Consider the following 17,453-nt stretch of genomic DNA (forward strand, 5'->3'; position numbering starts at 1 on the left):
TTATGAACCTTTATAAACTTTCGTAATACGTTTTTAGTTTTTTAGCCATTAATTTTCTTCTGTCTTTTAAAAACTGGTTGTAATCTGAATGAGTTGCTTGGATTATAGACAAAGGAATATCGTTTATTCTAATATTTTCAATTAAAGCATCGTTATCGTCTATGGTGCTAATTTCATTAACGCCATCATTTATTTGCTCTTTAATTTTACTTAAATATTCGTTAGGTGACATTTTACCAACCTTGATATTGGTGGCTTGCTCTGTATATACAAAGTTTGCTACTTGGTTATAGGCTTTCTGTGGGTATCCGTTAGCTATTAAATATTGTTTGGGGAAAATATGATGTATGTCTCCTCGTTGCTCAATAAGACTGGCAATGGTCATTGATTTTGATAAAAAAGCACCCGAATTACTATTTACTTGTGCTGCCAAATAAAGCGTGTAAGCGTTGTTGTTTACACTAGAACTTTCTAAGTCGTTAATTAAACCAAAATCCCAAAAACCTTCGCCTAAATGAACTTGTTCCATTTGTAATAAATACGCAGCAATACCCTTGGTATTTATTTGCTTAATATCTTCGTCTATTCTAGATTCTGCCGACCCTGAATAACGCCCAATAAAAACAGACAACACGAACCATCTTTTTACATAACCTTGTATTTCTGGTTCGCTTAGTCCGTCATCTCTTAGTTTAAGATATAGTGCATAAGCAAAGTTTAAACTGTTTTGTGAGGATATTAATTTTCTACTTATTAATCCAGTAGATTTTAATATCATTATGAACCTTTGGTAATTGGTTTGATTTACAAAGGCCCCTAAACCTTCTGATAGTTTGCTATAACTTGCTGCTGCAATTTCATTTTCGTAGGTTCTGGTTTCAAAATTTCTACCAGAAAGTAAGGCAACCAAATCACTAAATTTACCACGACTAAATTTAAAGGTAAATGCCACACGAAGCATATCTATATAATCAGGGCAATACAAATCATCATTACCTGTAGCCATCCATTTTATGGCTTTATAGTATTTACTTGCTACAAACTGCGGGTCGTTGTCTACAATATGTTTATTGAAGCCTTTATCGACTAACAAACGACAAAAATAATCGACCATTTTACGCATTTTGTTACCACCGTGTTGCTCGTCTGATGCTATTTTAGACATTACAAAATCGGCATTACTTAACACTACACCTTTTTGATTGATGCGAATAAATATTTCAGTAACGGTATCTATATCTAAGCTAGCATCTAGCTCAATTATACCTACATGTTGGTTTTTAATTTTTTTGAGCTTTTCTATTCGTTGTTCTATTAAATCCTCATCTGCTTCAGGATTTAATTCCATATAGCTTTTTCTCGCTTTGCTAATGGTTATTTCATCGTTTACAATAGGATTAATGTTATTTACCCATTCTGGACTTTTCTCATAAGCTTTATTCAATACCTCAAACTTTTCATTTAGCGGATTAAAAGCAATACGAATATTAATTTCTTTATAATTTTTATTTAAAACACGTTGCCCAACAATCGCTGCTGTTAAGGCGGTTATTCTTTGCTGACCATCGATTAACACTTTTTTACCTGCCGATAATTCTCCGTTTTTTAATTTGACATCTGGGCTACGCCAAGTAATAATATAACCTACAGGATAGCCTTGGTATAAAGAATCTATTAAATCTCTAACCTTGGCAGCTTTCCACACAAAAGGACGTTGAATTTCTGGTATGGCAATATCGCCAGATTTTATCCAGCTTAATAAGGTTTCTACAGGTTGTTGGTGTACACTATATTTTGCCATAGGTTGTTTTGTTTTCTAATTTTGCTTCTGTAAATTTTTTCATTCTTGTTCAATAATATGCCAATAGCCCTCTTTTCTGCCTCCAACGCGTTCTATCATATTGGCGTTTTTGAGTTTATCTAAGGTTGAAAACACTGCGCATTCTGAAATACCTATTAATGCAGAAATCTCTTCTGCCGTAATAGTGGCATCCATTGCCAATAGCACCAATACAATAAAGCTGTTAGGCAGCTTCTTATATGAAGGTTTACCTGAAGTGTTTTCCGAACCTACTATTTTCGGCATTTCAAATCCTTTCCCGAAGTTTTCCTGAAGCTTTCCTGAAGTTATCCCGAAGCTTTCCTGAAGTTCGTGTAGGATGATTTGAATATTGGTTTGCAACCATTCTAAGAAATTTACTTGATTTGGTTCTGCTCCATTTTTTATTGCTGAATACGTATCAACCAAACTTTGCCAATCAACTTGGTCGGTAGCTTGGCCGGTGACTTGTTCGGTGGTGTTGACCGGTGCTGATGAAGGGAATATTATACGCAGATAAGCACCTTTCTCTGTCATTCCGTATTTTTTCTTGAAATAGGGTTTTTCGCTACCGCTGGCCACAATGATTTTAATGATAGGCTTCCCGTCTTTTTCTTCTGTCACCACATCAAACAAGCCCATAGCCGAAGGAGCAATGTTGTTTTTAATGCGGTCTTTTATATTAAGCATATCGGCATCCGGGTCTGAAACACCAAGGGTATTGCCGTTTTTATCAATACCGATATAGACCAAACCGCCCTCGTGATAGTTTAAAAAGGCTACCACTTCTTTTTCCAAATCTAAATCTTTGGTGAGTTGTGCTTTGTACTCTATGCGGTTGGTTTCGGGCATACTTTTAAATCTTAAAAGGGTAATACATCGTTATTTTTATCTATTATTTCAGCATCTTGTGAAGATATTCCAGTTTGCTCTGTATTTTGAGTATCATTTCCATCTCCCCAATAATCTGTAGGCCTTATGGTTTTGTTAAATGGCTCGTAACCTTTAGATATCTCATCAATTTTAATAATTACCGGCACTTGAGCACTCAATCCTGCCAATACACAAGTACCTGTTGGTAAAATTGGTAAAGCATCAAAAGAAACCTTATCTAAATAGGAAACCGTTCTTTCTACTGCTTGAATGTCTCTGTTGTTAATTAAACGGTGTAAAAAATAATTATGCAATTGTGAAATAATGGTATCTGATATATCAGAAGGTCTTTGACTTGCAATGGTAAGAAAAACCCCAAATTTTCTACCTTCCTTTATGATTTCTTCAAAAGTTTCTAATCTGTAATCTTTCCAAGTTTCGCTCTCTCTTTGTGATGTGTAAGAAAGTATATTATGGGCTTCATCTATAATAATATTTAAATATCCTCCTTCTTTCATTTCTCTTTCCTTTTTATGTACATCATAAATATGCTTACCAACTAAAAGAGGAATAATCTTTTTAATATCCAAATTGCAATTGTTTAAATCGATAATACATAGATTTCTATCTTCCGCAAAAACACTATTGCTTGAACTATCAAAATCAATTACTTTTTGAAGTGAACTTGCTTTACTTTTAAGTTTATTAATGGCTGGAATTATATGGTCATTCTTAGCTTTATTAATTATTAAATCATTAATTAATTGAACATAAAGAAAATGAATAATTATATCAATATCATTTGAAGGGAATTGATAATTTTCTGCTTCTTTATAAAGATGTGTATCTTTTATTTCATCAATTGTCAACTGTCGCATTGGAGATAAACTTTTTCTATAAAAATGATGATTTGTATTCTGCCAATCCAACTCTTCAAAGAACCTTCGCTTTAATTCAATACTACCATAGTAATCAATAACCTGCTCGCAGTAATCTATTATTTGGTATGCTTTTTCTTTGTCAGACATTAAAAGAAGGCCGTTAATCTGGTTCTTTAAAATGCCTTTAAAGTAGTTAATGGGATTTTCTTTTTTATTTACTTTTTTATAGAGTTGTACTGTTCGATTTAAAAATGGTTTTTGAGTCTTTTCAGTTGCATCCGCAAGAATTGATAAAAATTCTACATTAAATAGCACATCATTTCCTAACGGTAATTTATTTTCAAGTTTTATTTTCTCAAGTTCCAGATTTGTATTTAGGGTAAATACTTTTTTAGAAGCTGTTATCGCGTTCCCTTTAGAATACTCCCCATTAAAATCAATTAAAAGAAACTTAGCATTTTTCTTAAATCCGGATTTGTCTCCGTATTCTTTAAATAGTTTATGATACAAACTGGCAAGGGTATAAGATTTTCCACTTCCTGTATTCCCAAAAATACCAATATGGCTTGCAAACAGACTGTTTACTCCAATGCCTATAGGTGTGCCTGTTTCATTACTTAATACTCCGATTTCAAGTTTGTCATCAAGTTTGCCATCTATTTCTTTAATAAAATTGTGGACCTTATTTATTTCACCTTCGGTTAAAAGAAAAGCTTCGTTTTCAATAAGCGGAAGTTCTTTTACGCCTTGCTTAAAATTTGAATTTTCGAAATACCCAATTAAACTAAGGCGTAATATTCTTTTTATTTTTGCTTTCCCTTGTTTGTATTCTTTTTGAGAAATTAATTTATCTTCCGTGATATACTCTTCATCTACCTTGCCGATAAGCTCTTCAAAACCTTTGCAGATTTTAACATAGTTGCCTACGGAAATTCCTTTTACGATTTGTCCGTTGTAGAGTAAATGTGGAGAGTTCTTAGACTTGCTTACTCTTATTTCTACAATGCGACCACGCACCGATTCCACATTACCAATATGTAAAACAGCATTATTTTCCATCTTCCGCTTTATTTTCAGCTGAATTTTCCGGAGTGTTAGTTGTTTTATTTTCGCTAGGAGGTATTTGAAGGCCCTCTGTTATTTCTTTAAAAATGGAGTTGTAAACCTCTGCAAAAGTGTAATTTCCATCACCTTTTGTTTTAATAATGATATTGTGATGTTCTGAAATATTTAATTTTTCTTCGATATCATTTTTAGCCTCTTCATCATAGGCAAAAACAATTATTAATAAGGTGGGATTAGATTTAGCCACACGAAGCGTAATGGTTCGGATGTGCTCATCAGCAAAAGAAAAGCCTGTTACAAATAATACTGAATTTTCTTTTTCAATATTGTTGGAATACATTCTTAACAACTCGTAGTAGGACAACTTTAACGTGGTTTCCTCAAACTTCTCTTTATTGGGATTGACCATAATTAAATTGTTGTATTCCTCCATAAATTCATCTAATTTTTTTTGAACTTTAGAAAAGTCTTTTTTTTCTGCTTCTTTATAAATTTCATCTAATCTTAAGAAATTTCCATTTTTATCGAAACAATTAACTAAGTCGGCAGCATTAAGTTCTGTTTCAGATATTTTTTTAGTGCTTTCCAGTTGGTTATCATATTGAATAGTGTCTTTTTCTTTATTGTATTTCCAATTTAAACTGCCATGCAGCTTAAATAGATTAAATAATGGCGTGGCGGATTGATATTCGTAGTAAGAAGAGACTTTGTTAATGATATTATGAAAGTTTTCCGTGCTGAATTTTGTATTCATTCTCCCTGAAAAACCATCGTTATAGGAATAATTAAGTTTTTCCAAAGCAATATCTAAGAACACATCCATATTGGTTGTGAATAAATTGACTTGTTTTGAAACCAAATTAGAAGTCCGTTTGGCTAAAATGGTTTGTAGTGCACTTAAAAGATTGGTGTAATTGTTTAAGGTTTCGTTAGAATCATCTGTAACATCAAGCAATTTTATATTTTTTTTAATACACTTTTCAAAATAAAAATACTTTATAGAAGCTTCTATCAGTTTAATAACTTTTTCATCTGTTTGGTTTTCAGAAAGCCCTGTTCTTTTATCTAAAATGTCTAGAGCCTCCTCTACACCTTTCAATGTTTCCAAAAAATTCTTTGAAGCCCCTGAACCGATTAAAAAATTCAGATGACAGCTTTCAATTACTTTTTTTATGTCTTTTACTTCCATACTTACTTGTTTATTATGGCTTCCTCAACCTTACTCATCTTACTTAATAAAATTGATTGGTGTTAGGTTTGTGATTTTCTATATTTCATTCATTCAAAACCTCTCAATCATCTCCTCACAGACCCTTAATTTCCCACTGATTAACTGTGGTAGTAAAGCGTCTCTTTGTTTAGTCAGAGACTCAATTTGTTTGCTATTTACAATTGTCCTCTCAAAATACATTCTAATAGACCTAATGTAATTTTCTAAAACTCTGCTTTCATTTGGAAGAACAAAGTCTATATATTTCAAAGTGTCAAATGTTATTTGAGGGAAAGTTCCTGAACGAGATTCAGCTAAAAATTGTAATTCATCTATTACATTTTGGGATTTTAATATCTGATAATAAAACAATGAATCAATATTACTTTTTGGTCTTAATACCATTAATTTAGTAGAAACAACATAATCTTCTGGTTCAAAATAGACGTATGCAAATCGTTTATTTTTTGGTCTGATTTCACTGTATAAAATATCTGATTTTTGAATCGATTTCTTTGCTTGTCCAGGGAGTCCTTTTGGATCAGAATAATCTTGATGTAAAAAGCTTCCTTCTTGAATATCCCCTGTATTCAAAAACACAACTTTATCTACCTCCTTTAGTGGATAGGTTTTTGATATTGACTCTAGCTCTTGAAACATATTGGTGGTAGCCCACCCTTCAGGAATCCATTGCTCCAATTCCTCATTAAACACAAAAGAAGAGGGAAACAGTTCCATGAGTTCTTTGGGTAAAGTTTTGTATTGACCGGATGAAAGCACTTTTTTTCTCTTCCCGGCTTTGTGTAAAAGCGCATCAGGTATTTTGTTGCCTTTTGCTATGGCGTTATCAAAAACTGGGTCGAAATCTACAAACCAACTTTTAAACAAGGCCTGAGCCATTTGCTCTAAGGTTTCGTTCATCTTGCGGTTGAGCTCTATCTTGTCGTCTAAGGTTCCGATTATGTGGGCTATGGCTTTTTGCTCGGGGAGTGGGGGGATACTTAATTCAATTGGATGAATATGATTTCTGTTAAGTGTTGGTACAGCACTTCCTCCTTTGTAATTAGCTAAGTTTAACCTATGAAGCAAATAGTAAACATATAAAGGATCATTACCTTTAAAGTCATCAATATACAATGTTGTATTATGTGCCCAACAGTCCTGTTTAAGAATCTTTGGGTTTCCAACGTTGCCACTTCTTCCTATTGATACACAAGGCGACTTAGTAGTATATTCATTATGAAATCCAATTACTCCATTGGAACCCATGACAGGATATCGTCCTGACTTCATTTTCGATTTTGGTAAATCATGACCTCTTCGAAAATTTACGACATCACCTAAAGTACATTCCTTCCACTCCCTACTCATACCCCAACACTTTTAAGTTTTCACGGATGGTTTTATCCAAATCAGCAGCTTCGTTCATCTGCGCAAATAAAGTTTGGCTTAACTCCGTCATTTTTTCTTCAAATGGTACGCCATCGTCCTCTTCTTCGGCAATGCCCACATATCTACCCGGCGTGAGCACATAGTCGTTCTTTTTAATGTCTTCTATAGTGGCCGATTTGCAGAAGCCCGCTATGTCTTTATAATCGCCATCCTTTTTCTCGCCCCGCCAGGCATGATAGGTTTTTGTGATTTCAGCAATATCGTCATCGGTGAGTTCCTTGTGGGTTCTATCTACCATGGTTCCCATATTTCGCGCATCAATGAATAAGGTTTCGCCTTGTCGATTTCTAAACTTATCTGTTTGCCTCTTATTCTTGGTCATAAACCACAAGCAAACAGGAATTTGTGTGGTGTAGAACAACTGTCCGGGCAAGGCAATCATACAATCGACCAAATCGTTCTCGATAAACTTTTTCCGCAGTTCGCCTTCGCCGGAAGTATTGCTGCTCATAGAGCCATTGGCCAATACGAATCCTGCGGTTCCATTTTCGGAAAGTTTACTCAGCATGTTTAAAATCCAGGCGTAATTGGCGTTACCAGCTGGCGGAACGTCATAGCCACGCCATCTGGGGTCGTCAATCAACTCGTTTTCTTCACGCCATCCTTTTTGGTTAAAAGGCGGATTGGCCATGATATAATCGGCCTTTAAATCGGGGTGCTGATCTTTAAAAAAGGTATCGGCAGGAACCTCCCCTAAATTGGCACTAATACCTCGAATGGCTAGGTTCATTTTGGCCAGTTTGTAAGTTGTAGCCGTATATTCCTGACCGTAAATGGAAATATCCTTTTTACTGCCGTTATGGCTTTCAACAAACTTAATACTTTGCACAAACATACCCCCCGAGCCACAGGCAGGGTCATAGATAATCCCTTTGTAGGGTTCGAGCATTTCAGCAATGAGCTTAACCACACATTTGGGCGTGTAAAATTCGCCACCGCCTTTTCCTTCGGAAGCCGCAAACTTGCCCAGAAAATATTCGTACACACGGCCTACGATGTCTTGCTCCTGGTCTTTGATGGTGTCGATTTCATTAATTTTATCGAGCAAGGATGCCAATTTGGATTTGTCCAGTCCCAGTCGCGAAAAGTAGTTATCGGGTAAGGCGCCTTTTAAAGAAGGGTTGTTTTTTTCGATGGTGTGCAGGGCGGTGTCTATTTTGATGGCAATATCGTCTTGCTTGGCGTTTTTGATGATATAATCCCAGCGCGATACTTCATCCAGGAAAAAGACGTTTTTCATATTGTAGAAATCTTTCATTTCCACATATTTCTCTTTGCCTTCGGCAATGAGTTCCTGTCTTCGTTGTTCAAATTTATCACTGGTAAATTTGAGGAATATCAGCCCCAATACGACGTGTTTATATTCCGATGGTTCAACAGATCCTCTTAATTTATCGCAGGACTGCCAGAGGGTTTCTTCCATCGGTTTTTCCTTAGTAACTTTTTTCGCCATTTATTAGTTTATTCTTTGTATCAGATTCAAATTTCTATCTTCACCTTTCGAACGCGTAAAAAACAAGCTTTAGTTTTTTCGTGACATTGGGTATTCATTAAACCGTATATCCCCATTAGTGCGTAGGCTTCTTTTTGCATGAGGAATAACGCTTATCAAAAATAGTATAATTTTTTCCAGCCACCAATCCATAAACCTGACCTATTCACTTTAAAATAAAACAGCAGGACAAAAAAGAACTTAATAATTGTAGATCAACCCATAATCCTTAATCTCATACTTGTACCCCGAATCGAAGCCCCCATCTTATATCTCACATCTAAACATCTTACATCTAAAAATCTTATATCTATAAATCTTACATCTATAAATCTTATATCTAAAAATCTACCATCTAAAAATCTACCATCTATAAATCTACCATCTATAAATCTCCCCTCCAACCATAAGATTTTGTCTCAAAAAATGGTTGCCAAAAAAGTTGACCTTTATTAATTTTAGGTCTGTGAATGATCATCTATTTGGATGTGGTACCATTTAATGATGAGTGGCGGATAAAATTTTTACCCAATAGGAATTCACAAAGTTCTTTGATTTGGAGGGACTCATTTTCGAGGCAAAAGATTTAGGAACCATACCGATGTTTTTGGTTTCGTCCAATCCTTTTACGTCTCGGAGGGTTCCGAAATCGAGACTGTAAAATAATAGGTTGAAGTCCAACGGCAGAAATTGAATCTGAAATTTTTCAGGTTGAATTTCAGCCGCTAAAATCGAATCTAAAATTTTTTAGGTCGAATTTCAGTCGCTAAAATCGAATCTGAAATTTTTTAGGTCGAATTTCAGCCGCTAGAATTGAATCTGAAATTTTTTAGGTCGAATTTCAGTCGCTAAAATTGAATCTGAAATTTTTTAGGTCGAATTTCAGCCGCTAGAATCGAATCTGAAATTTTTTAGGTCGAATTTCAGCCGCTAGAATTGAATCTAAAATTTTTTAGGTCGAATTTCAGCTGCTGAAATTGAATCTGAAATTTTTTAGGTCGAATTTCAGCTGCTGAAAATGGATCTAAAAATTTTTAGATAAAAACAAATTATAACTCATACGTCGAAAGTTTTTTGCCTTAACACTAAAAATTTTAGACGCATGAAAATCAAAACGGTATATTATGCACTGTTGACCCCCGGCCAGTTATTTAATTTGTCGGAGGGCACCTTGTCGCTGGCCCATTCGGCCCAGTTGCCGGAAGGCCCGTTGGTAAGCTTCCTGTCCACTGTGGACCGATGTCACCAGGATTTCTCCAAGGGATTTCAGCGGGATGACAAAAACCCATACACCGAAGAGAAGGCGCAAAGAGACAGTGAGCGTGATGAAGCCTTTTTGGCCTTCAGAGGCTATGTGGAAGCCTGCACGCACCGTCCCGATGCGTCCGTCACCGAACCTGCCGAAGAGATCCTGGAAGTGATCCGTAAGTACGGATGGAGTAGTTGGAGCGAAGGCTATCAGAAACAGTCGGCTTTGCATACCAATATGATTGAGGAATTGAAGCAGGAACATGCCGAACAGATGAATGCCATAGGTGCGGCATCGCCCTGGTTCGAAGAATTGGAACAGGCACAGGCCGCCTTTTCTGCCGTTAAGATTAGCAGTGTGAGCAACACCCCCGACTGTGTCACACTTTCCGAAACGCGTAAACCATTAGAGCAATCGTTGCGTAACTTCTATGCCATAGTGGATCTGTTGGCGCAAAGCGAAGAAAACGAAACCCTTAATCAGCTGATTCGTGATCTCAACCAACTGATTACTGAAACCATGGCCATTGCCCGTGCGGCCCAGACACGGCGCGATAAAGAACAAGAAGAAGTGGAGCCCGGGCAAAACTAGTAGCGTGTCTCCTTTAAAATTAATGTTTAACCGATTAAGGCAAAAAACTTTAGGGGCAGTCCGAACTTAAAAGGATTGCCCCTTTTTGTTGCGGGGTTCGGTGTCGGAACCCTTACCGAACCTCTTTCCCCAACGACCATCCAACCTTTCAACCATTCTACCCTGCTGCCATCCGTGCCCCTGGTCCTCAATCCGCAATCACCGATGCTCGCATAAGGCAGGTAGTATTTAATGCCAAGATAAAAAAAGCCTTCCCAATTTTTTCACCATCCTCACCGTCGCCAACCAGGGAAACAAAAAACAGGCATAGCCAAAGCGATTTCCTTTCCTCAATTCTGCTACTTTTGTCTCATTTAGAAGCAAGTTTATTAAATTTGCCCAACGCCGGGAAAAGTCCGCCCTCCTTGCCTGTTTCTGAATGGCAAGGACCTAGACGTTTACAGGTACATTCATCATGCAAAACACAATTTATGGCCAACATATTATCCGTAGAGAATTTGACCCAGAACTGGGGTGATATCCGATTGTTTCATAATCTCACATTTGGCTTGTCGGAAGGCGACAAAGCGGGTCTTATTGCCCGCAACGGGACGGGCAAAACCACCCTTCTCAATATTCTGGCAGGCATAATGCCCCCCGACGAGGGAGATATAACCCTGCGCAAAGGCATCACGATGGGTTATCTGCCACAGTCGCCCGTCTTTCCGGAAGAGCTCACTGTATTGGAAGCCCTCTTCACCGCCGACAACGAAATTGCGCAGATCGTAAGGCAATACGAAAAAGCGGTGATAGAAAACGATGATGCGGCACTTCAGGCGCTATTGCCCAAGATGGACCAATTCGATGCCTGGAATTACGAAGAGAGCGCCAAACAGATTCTTTCTCAGCTCAACATCAACCGATTCGACCAGCCTGTCAGACAGTTGTCGGGCGGACAAATAAAAAGAGTGGCCTTGGCAGCGGTTTTGATCACCAATCCCGACTTTTTAATTCTGGATGAGCCCACCAACCATCTGGATGTGGAGATGATTGAATGGTTGGAAGATTATCTGAAACGCAGCCGAATGACCTTGCTGATGGTCACACACGACCGCTATTTTCTGGATAGTGTATGCAACGGCATCTATGAACTGGAGGATGAAACGCTCTATCAATACAAGGGAAATTATGCTTTTTATCTCAAAAAAAGAGAAGAACGCATCAACCAGAAAAACAAAGAGGTAGAAAGAGCCCGTAATCTGTTACGAAAAGAACAGGACTGGATGAATCGTCAGCCCCAGGCAAGAGGCACCAAAGCCAAATACCGGATAGAAGCCTTCGGCGATTTACAGAAAACGGCCGCTCAAAGCACGCAGGAACAAAAAATGGAGATCCATTTTCAGGCCTCCCGGCTGGGACGCAAAGTGCTGAACCTCCACCACATCAGCAAAAGCTTTGATGATATCACCATCCTTAAAGATTTTTCCTACAAATTTGTCAAAGGCGAAAAAATTGGCATCGTTGGGAAAAACGGTAGCGGCAAATCCACCCTTCTCAACATCCTGACAGGGGCTTTAAAGCCGGACAGTGGGGAAATAGAGCCGGGCGAGACGCTCAAGGTCGGTTATTACCGTCAGGAAGGAATGGTTCTGGCTGAAAACAAGCGGGTGCTGGAAGTCATTTCAGACATAGCAGATCACATCAAGCTGGGGAAAGATCATTCCATGTCGGCCTCTCAATTTTTACGCTATTTCATGTTTCCCAATGAGATGCATAATGTGTTGGTGGAAAAATTGAGCGGCGGCGAGAAGAAACGTCTCTACCTGATGACCATCTTGATGAAAAGCCCCAATTTTCTGATCCTGGACGAGCCCACCAACGATCTGGACATCCTCACTCTCAACATATTGGAAGATTTCCTCAAGCAATTTGATGGTTGTGTTCTGGTGGTATCGCACGACCGTTACTTCCTTGACCGGGTAGCCGATCACCTGTTTGTTTTTAACGGGGATGGAACCATTAAGGATTTCCCCGGCAACTACAGCGATTATCACTGGAAGAAAAAAGAGGATGAAAAAAGATCCAGACAACAGAAAGAGAACACCGTCAAAAACAAATCAGGAAAAGGCAACAGGACCACTCAGCGCCCTCCATCCAACAAACTCACCTACAAAGAAAAAATGGAGATGAAAGCGTTGGAGGAACGGATGCAGGAGTTGGAAACAGAAAAAAAAGAGTCAGAAAATCGCTTGAATTCGGGAGAACTATCGGGCGAAGAGCTGGTTCGCACCTCCACCCGTCTGGGCGAGATCCTGAAAGAGCTGGATAAATGTGAACTGCGTTGGCTGGAATTAAGCGAGAAGGAATAACAGACTGTTACTTTTTCCGGTTAAAGAGATACAAAATTTAAGTAAAACAGCTCATTTTTTTCACTTTTTTTATTCATCTGTTGTGTGGAATGGAATAAATATCTATTTTTGCCTTGTCTAAAAACAAAATACGACACATCAATTATGCAACAGCACGCCTATTCATATTTCTTTTACTTCTTTTTTTACTTTTTTGGTTCATCCACCAGAAGGGGCAGGCTAATGCATTTACTTAAGCGATAAAAGGAATAAAAAAAAATATGCATCCCGCCCCTGAGAGGCGGGATTTTTTTTTACATAAACTATGAGTAACGACAAAAAGATTAAAGTAGCCATTCAGGGTATTCCCGGCGCCAATCATGAGATCGCAGCACGGGCCTATTTTAAAAATCGGGAGGTGGGAATCGTCTCATGCTATACTTTCCAGGACCTTTTCGATGCCATGCAGTCGGACCCTGACCTACTGGGAATTATGGCCATAGAGAACACGTTGGTGGGAAGCCTGCTGCCCAACTATACGCTTTTACGGGAATCGGGCTTTACCATACAGGGCGAATACAAATTAAGAATCAAGCACCACCTGATGAGTCTTCCGGGACAATCCATCAAAGATCTGACGGAGGTTCACTCCCACCCCATGGCGCTGGCGCAGTGTGAAGAATTTTTTAAACAACATCCGCATATAAAACTGATCGAAAGTGAAGATACGGCCCTTAGTGCCAAGATTATTGCCGAACAGCAACAAAAAGGAATGGGCGCCATCGCCTCCTCTCTGGCGGCCAAACTTTATAATCTGCATGTCATAGAAAAGGGGATCGAAACCAACAAACACAACTATACTCGATTCTTGATTCTGGGACGGGAAAACAATGCCGAAAAAGCAGAGTTGCTTCAGCAAAACCGCATCAATAAGTCGTCGGTGGTTTTTTCGTTGCCCCACGAAGAAGGCAGTTTGTCAAAGGTGCTGACCATACTGGCATTCTACAATATCAATCTCACCAAAATACAATCCTTACCGGTGGTGGGCATAGAATGGGAATATCTGTTCTACATCGACATCATGTTTAATAATTATGAACGATATAGCCAATCGTTGGATGCCATTCGTCCGCTGTGTAAAAAACTGCGCATCCTGGGAGAATATGAGGCTTGTACGACCACGCAAACCACCAATGGAGCATCCCGGGAAAGCAAAGAAGTACATAATGCTTTAACATCTATCTAATAAAACAACAATATGATCAGACCCGCACAACGCATCAATCAGGTCAAAGAATACTATTTTTCTCTGAAACTGAAAGAGATCGCCAGGATGGTGGAAGAGGGAAAGAAAGTCATCAATCTGGGCATAGGCAATCCCGATCAGCCTCCCGCCCCTGAAGTGTTGGAGACGCTGCACGCCTCGGCCAGCCGACCCGACACGCACGGGTATCAAAGTTATATCGGTATTCCGGAGCTACGCAAAAGCTTTTCAGCGTGGTATCAACGTTATTACGGGGTAACGCTGGATCCGGAAAGCGAAATACTCCCGTTGATGGGTTCCAAGGAAGGGATCATGCACATCTCCATGGCCTTTCTCAACCCGGGAGATGAGGTGCTGGTTCCCAATCCGGGCTATCCCACCTATGCAGCCGTCACCGAAATCGTGGAGGCAAAAGCCAGGATATATGATCTGCAAGAAGGAAATGGCTGGCAACCCGACTTAAATGGTCTGGAAAAAGAAGACCTGTCAAAAGTCAAATTAATGTGGGTAAACTATCCCAATATGCCAACGGGTGCCAAAGCAAACCGCAAATTATTTGAATCGTTAATAGCCTTTGGAAAACGAAACAACATTGTTATCTGCAATGATAACCCATATAGTTTCATCCTCAACAATGATCCCCAAAGCATCCTCTCGGTACCGGGCGCCAAAGATATAGCCATAGAGCTCAACTCCCTGAGCAAGTCGCATAACATGGCCGGCTGGCGAGTAGGCATGGCGGCTTCCAATCCGGAATTCATCCAATACATTTTGCGCATAAAAAGCAATATGGATTCGGGCATGTTTCGCCCCCTGCAGGAAGCAGCAGCAAAAGCGTTAACACTGGAAAAAGGGTGGTACGATCAAATCAACCAGGTCTATCAAAAAAGGAAGGCGTTGGTAAAAGAAATTCTTAAAGCCCTAAACTGTTCCTGGGATGAGAATCAATCGGGAATGTTTATGTGGGCCAGGATACCGGAGACCTACGCCTCCGCAAAAGAATTGTCGGATAAAATACTATATGAAGCCAATGTATTTATTACCCCGGGATTTATCTTTGGAAGCGGCGGAGAAAAATACATTCGCATTTCTTTATGCACCTCAGAAAAAAAATTAGAAGAATCAATGGAACGAATTAAAAATATCATAACCAAATAACCATGAGCAACTTAAACATTCAACCGATAAAGCTCCCCGGCCTGGAGCTGAAACGTCCCATTATCATATCGGGTCCCTGCAGCGCCGAAACAGAAGAACAGACCCTCAACACAGCCAAAGAGCTGGCGGCACGCGGCATAAAATTATTTCGTGCCGGCATCTGGAAGCCTCGCACCCGTCCGGGAGCCTTCGAAGGGGTGGGCACCGTTGGTCTTCCCTGGCTCAAACGCGTCAAAGAAGAGACCGGTATGTTCGTCAGCGTAGAGGTCGCCACGGCCCATCATGTTTACGAAGCGGTAAAATACGGCATTGACATGGTATGGATCGGCGCCCGCACCTCGGCCAACCCCTTTGCCGTGCAAGAAGTGGCGGATGCCCTCAAAGGACTGGATATTCCGGTAATGGTAAAAAACCCGGTGAACCCCGACCTGGAACTATGGATTGGAGCTCTGGAACGCCTCAACAGAGCCGGCATTACGCGCCTGGCGGCCATTCACCGCGGCTTTAGTGCTTACGACAAATCGGAATTCCGCAACAATCCGCAATGGCAGATCCCCATCGAACTAAGACGTCGAATCCCGGAACTGCCTATTATTACCGATCCCAGCCACATTGCCGGCGACAGAAAGCTACTGGGACAAATAGCCCAGGAAGCCATGGACCTGAACTTTGACGGCCTGATCATTGAATCGCATATTTGTCCCGACAAAGCCTGGAGCGATGCCAAACAACAAATCACGCCCGAAGGCCTGAAAGACCTTATTGACCACCTGGTGCTGCGGCGACCCAAAATAGGTGAAGACACGCCTCGGGTGACGCTCGACGAGTTGAGAAAACACATCGACCAACTGGATGATCAGCTTCTGGATCTCCTGAAAGAAAGGATGAAAGTTTCGGAAGCCATAGGAAAATATAAATTTGAAAACAATATTACCATCCTTCAGACCCGTCGATATGACGAAGTATTGAATAACCGGAGAGAACGCGGCGCACAACGTGGATTGAAAGAAGATTTCATCACCCGCATTTTCGAATCCATTCACGAAGAATCAATCAGTCGCCAAAGTGAAATCATGAATTTCGCGTTGTCGAAAAAACCAAAAAAGCAGGAATAAGACACATTATTCAACTTTTGAGCAGACACCCCAATCTTTCGCAAAAAAGATTGGGGTTGGTTCCGAACCATAATAGGGAAACCACGTATGTGAAGCAACCCTCATGTATGGGCAACAAAGAAAAAATAAATAACTACACGAATGAAGATATGTATCCTTGGTGCCGGAAAGATGGGCACCTGGCTTACCGATGCACTCTGTTTGCAGCACGAAGTCGCCATTTATGATCCTGACGCAGAACGATTACGCTTTGTTTTTAACACCCAGAGATTGATGAAGCCGGAAGAGATCTCAGCCTTTTCACCGGAACTGTTAATCAATGCTGCCAACTTAAAATATACCATACCGGCTTTTGAAGCGGTAATGGATTATTTACCGGAAAACTGCATATTATCCGATATAGCCTCGGTAAAAACAGGGTTAAAGTCGTTTTATGAAAATTCGGGCCGTCGCTTTGTTTCCACCCACCCCATGTTCGGGCCCACCTTTGGCAATTTAAAAGAATTAAAGCAGCACCATGCCATTATTATTGAGGAGTCGGACCACATGGGCAAGGCATTTTTCAAGGATTTCTTCGGATCGTTGGGGCTCAACCTGCATGAATACAGCTTTGAAGAGCATGACCACACCATTGCTTATTCACTCTCCATCCCCTTTTCATCGACCCTGGTATTTGCCGCCTGCATGAAAAAGCAGGATGCGCCCGGCACCACCTTCCGAAAACATCATGACATTGCCAAAGGGCTTCTTTCGGAAGATGATTACCTGTTGACCGAAATATTAATGAACCCTTTTACCATCGAACAGGTTGAAAATATCCGGCAGGAGCTGAAACACCTCATTGCCCTCATTAAGGAAAAAGATACGGAGGGGCTGCAGGCTTTCCTGAAAAAAGTGAGGGAAAACATTAAAGAATAAGTTATTAAGGCGTTAGGCGGTTAGGCGATAGAGAGTAAG

The 17,453-nt window shown here is 39.8% G+C and carries 12 protein-coding genes; 6 read left to right on the forward strand and 6 right to left on the reverse strand.

What is annotated here, in order from left to right; genetic code table 11:
* Positions 1–10: 10 nt before the first annotated feature.
* The 6 genes from ACT29H_RS12130 to ACT29H_RS12155 form a co-directional block, all read right to left on the reverse strand.
* Entirely contained in the window at positions 11–1,801 is a 1,791-nt protein-coding gene (locus ACT29H_RS12130; RefSeq protein ID WP_444821899.1) for a GmrSD restriction endonuclease domain-containing protein, read from the reverse strand.
* Between the two features lie 39 nt (positions 1,802–1,840).
* Positions 1,841–2,671 (reverse strand): RNA-binding domain-containing protein, encoded by an 831-nt coding sequence (locus ACT29H_RS12135; protein WP_444821900.1) that lies wholly within the window; start codon positions 2,669–2,671, stop codon positions 1,841–1,843.
* Between the two features lie 11 nt (positions 2,672–2,682).
* Positions 2,683–4,632 carry an ATP-binding protein gene (locus tag ACT29H_RS12140; protein ID WP_444821901.1) on the reverse strand — a complete coding sequence of 650 codons (1,950 nt, stop codon included), beginning with the start codon at positions 4,630–4,632 and terminating at the stop codon, positions 2,683–2,685.
* Positions 4,622–5,827 (reverse strand): SIR2 family protein, encoded by a 1,206-nt coding sequence (locus tag ACT29H_RS12145; protein WP_444821902.1) that lies wholly within the window; start codon positions 5,825–5,827, stop codon positions 4,622–4,624. The genes ACT29H_RS12140 and ACT29H_RS12145 overlap by 11 nt, the downstream gene beginning before the upstream one ends.
* Positions 5,828–5,920: 93 nt before the next feature.
* The gene (locus ACT29H_RS12150; protein WP_444821903.1) at positions 5,921–7,219 is read right to left on the reverse strand and encodes a restriction endonuclease subunit S; all 1,299 of its coding nucleotides are present in this window, start codon (positions 7,217–7,219) and stop codon (positions 5,921–5,923) included.
* The gene (locus ACT29H_RS12155) at positions 7,212–8,753 is read right to left on the reverse strand and encodes a class I SAM-dependent DNA methyltransferase (protein ID WP_444821904.1); all 1,542 of its coding nucleotides are present in this window, start codon (positions 8,751–8,753) and stop codon (positions 7,212–7,214) included. Before ACT29H_RS12155 ends, ACT29H_RS12150 begins: the two co-directional genes overlap by 8 nt.
* 1,141 nt (positions 8,754–9,894) lie before the next feature.
* Here ACT29H_RS12155 and ACT29H_RS12160 point away from each other — a divergent pair.
* The 6 genes from ACT29H_RS12160 to ACT29H_RS12185 all read left to right on the forward strand — a co-directional run bounded on the left by ACT29H_RS12160 (position 9,895) and on the right by ACT29H_RS12185 (position 17,414).
* Complete coding sequence (locus tag ACT29H_RS12160; protein ID WP_444821905.1) at positions 9,895–10,632, forward strand: DUF6261 family protein; 738 nt, start codon at positions 9,895–9,897, stop codon at positions 10,630–10,632.
* 470 nt (positions 10,633–11,102) lie between these two features.
* Entirely contained in the window at positions 11,103–12,980 is a 1,878-nt protein-coding gene (abc-f, locus tag ACT29H_RS12165; protein WP_444821906.1) for a ribosomal protection-like ABC-F family protein, read from the forward strand.
* A 304-nt stretch (positions 12,981–13,284) separates the two neighbouring features.
* Complete coding sequence (locus tag ACT29H_RS12170) at positions 13,285–14,205, forward strand: prephenate dehydratase (RefSeq protein ID WP_444821907.1); 921 nt, start codon at positions 13,285–13,287, stop codon at positions 14,203–14,205.
* A gap of 12 nt (positions 14,206–14,217) precedes the next feature.
* Positions 14,218–15,381, forward strand: a complete 1,164-nt coding sequence (locus ACT29H_RS12175; protein ID WP_444821908.1) for a pyridoxal phosphate-dependent aminotransferase — start codon at positions 14,218–14,220, stop codon at positions 15,379–15,381.
* A gap of 2 nt (positions 15,382–15,383) precedes the next feature.
* Complete coding sequence (locus tag ACT29H_RS12180) at positions 15,384–16,496, forward strand: chorismate mutase (protein ID WP_444821909.1); 1,113 nt, start codon at positions 15,384–15,386, stop codon at positions 16,494–16,496.
* 141 nt (positions 16,497–16,637) lie between these two features.
* Positions 16,638–17,414: a prephenate dehydrogenase gene (locus ACT29H_RS12185; RefSeq protein ID WP_444821910.1), complete on the forward strand. Its 777-nt coding sequence runs from the start codon at positions 16,638–16,640 to the stop codon at positions 17,412–17,414.
* Positions 17,415–17,453 lie beyond the last annotated feature (39 nt).

Origin of the sequence: Thermophagus sp. OGC60D27, assembly GCF_052400625.1 — a bacterium.
Lineage (GTDB): Bacteria > Bacteroidota > Bacteroidia > Bacteroidales > Marinilabiliaceae > Thermophagus.

Coding starts and splice junctions, on each gene's coding strand:
- ACT29H_RS12175 (WP_444821908.1), top strand. CDS start 14,218: ATGATCAGACCCGCACAACGCATCAATCAGGTCAAAGAATACTATTTT.
- ACT29H_RS12140 (WP_444821901.1), bottom strand. CDS start 4,632: ATGGAAAATAATGCTGTTTTACATATTGGTAATGTGGAATCGGTGCGT.
- ACT29H_RS12130 (WP_444821899.1), bottom strand. CDS start 1,801: ATGGCAAAATATAGTGTACACCAACAACCTGTAGAAACCTTATTAAGC.
- abc-f (WP_444821906.1), top strand. CDS start 11,103: ATGGCCAACATATTATCCGTAGAGAATTTGACCCAGAACTGGGGTGAT.
- ACT29H_RS12180 (WP_444821909.1), top strand. CDS start 15,384: ATGAGCAACTTAAACATTCAACCGATAAAGCTCCCCGGCCTGGAGCTG.
- ACT29H_RS12185 (WP_444821910.1), top strand. CDS start 16,638: ATGAAGATATGTATCCTTGGTGCCGGAAAGATGGGCACCTGGCTTACC.
- ACT29H_RS12160 (WP_444821905.1), top strand. CDS start 9,895: ATGAAAATCAAAACGGTATATTATGCACTGTTGACCCCCGGCCAGTTA.
- ACT29H_RS12170 (WP_444821907.1), top strand. CDS start 13,285: ATGAGTAACGACAAAAAGATTAAAGTAGCCATTCAGGGTATTCCCGGC.
- ACT29H_RS12145 (WP_444821902.1), bottom strand. CDS start 5,827: ATGGAAGTAAAAGACATAAAAAAAGTAATTGAAAGCTGTCATCTGAAT.
- ACT29H_RS12135 (WP_444821900.1), bottom strand. CDS start 2,671: ATGCCCGAAACCAACCGCATAGAGTACAAAGCACAACTCACCAAAGAT.
- ACT29H_RS12150 (WP_444821903.1), bottom strand. CDS start 7,219: ATGAGTAGGGAGTGGAAGGAATGTACTTTAGGTGATGTCGTAAATTTT.
- ACT29H_RS12155 (WP_444821904.1), bottom strand. CDS start 8,753: ATGGCGAAAAAAGTTACTAAGGAAAAACCGATGGAAGAAACCCTCTGG.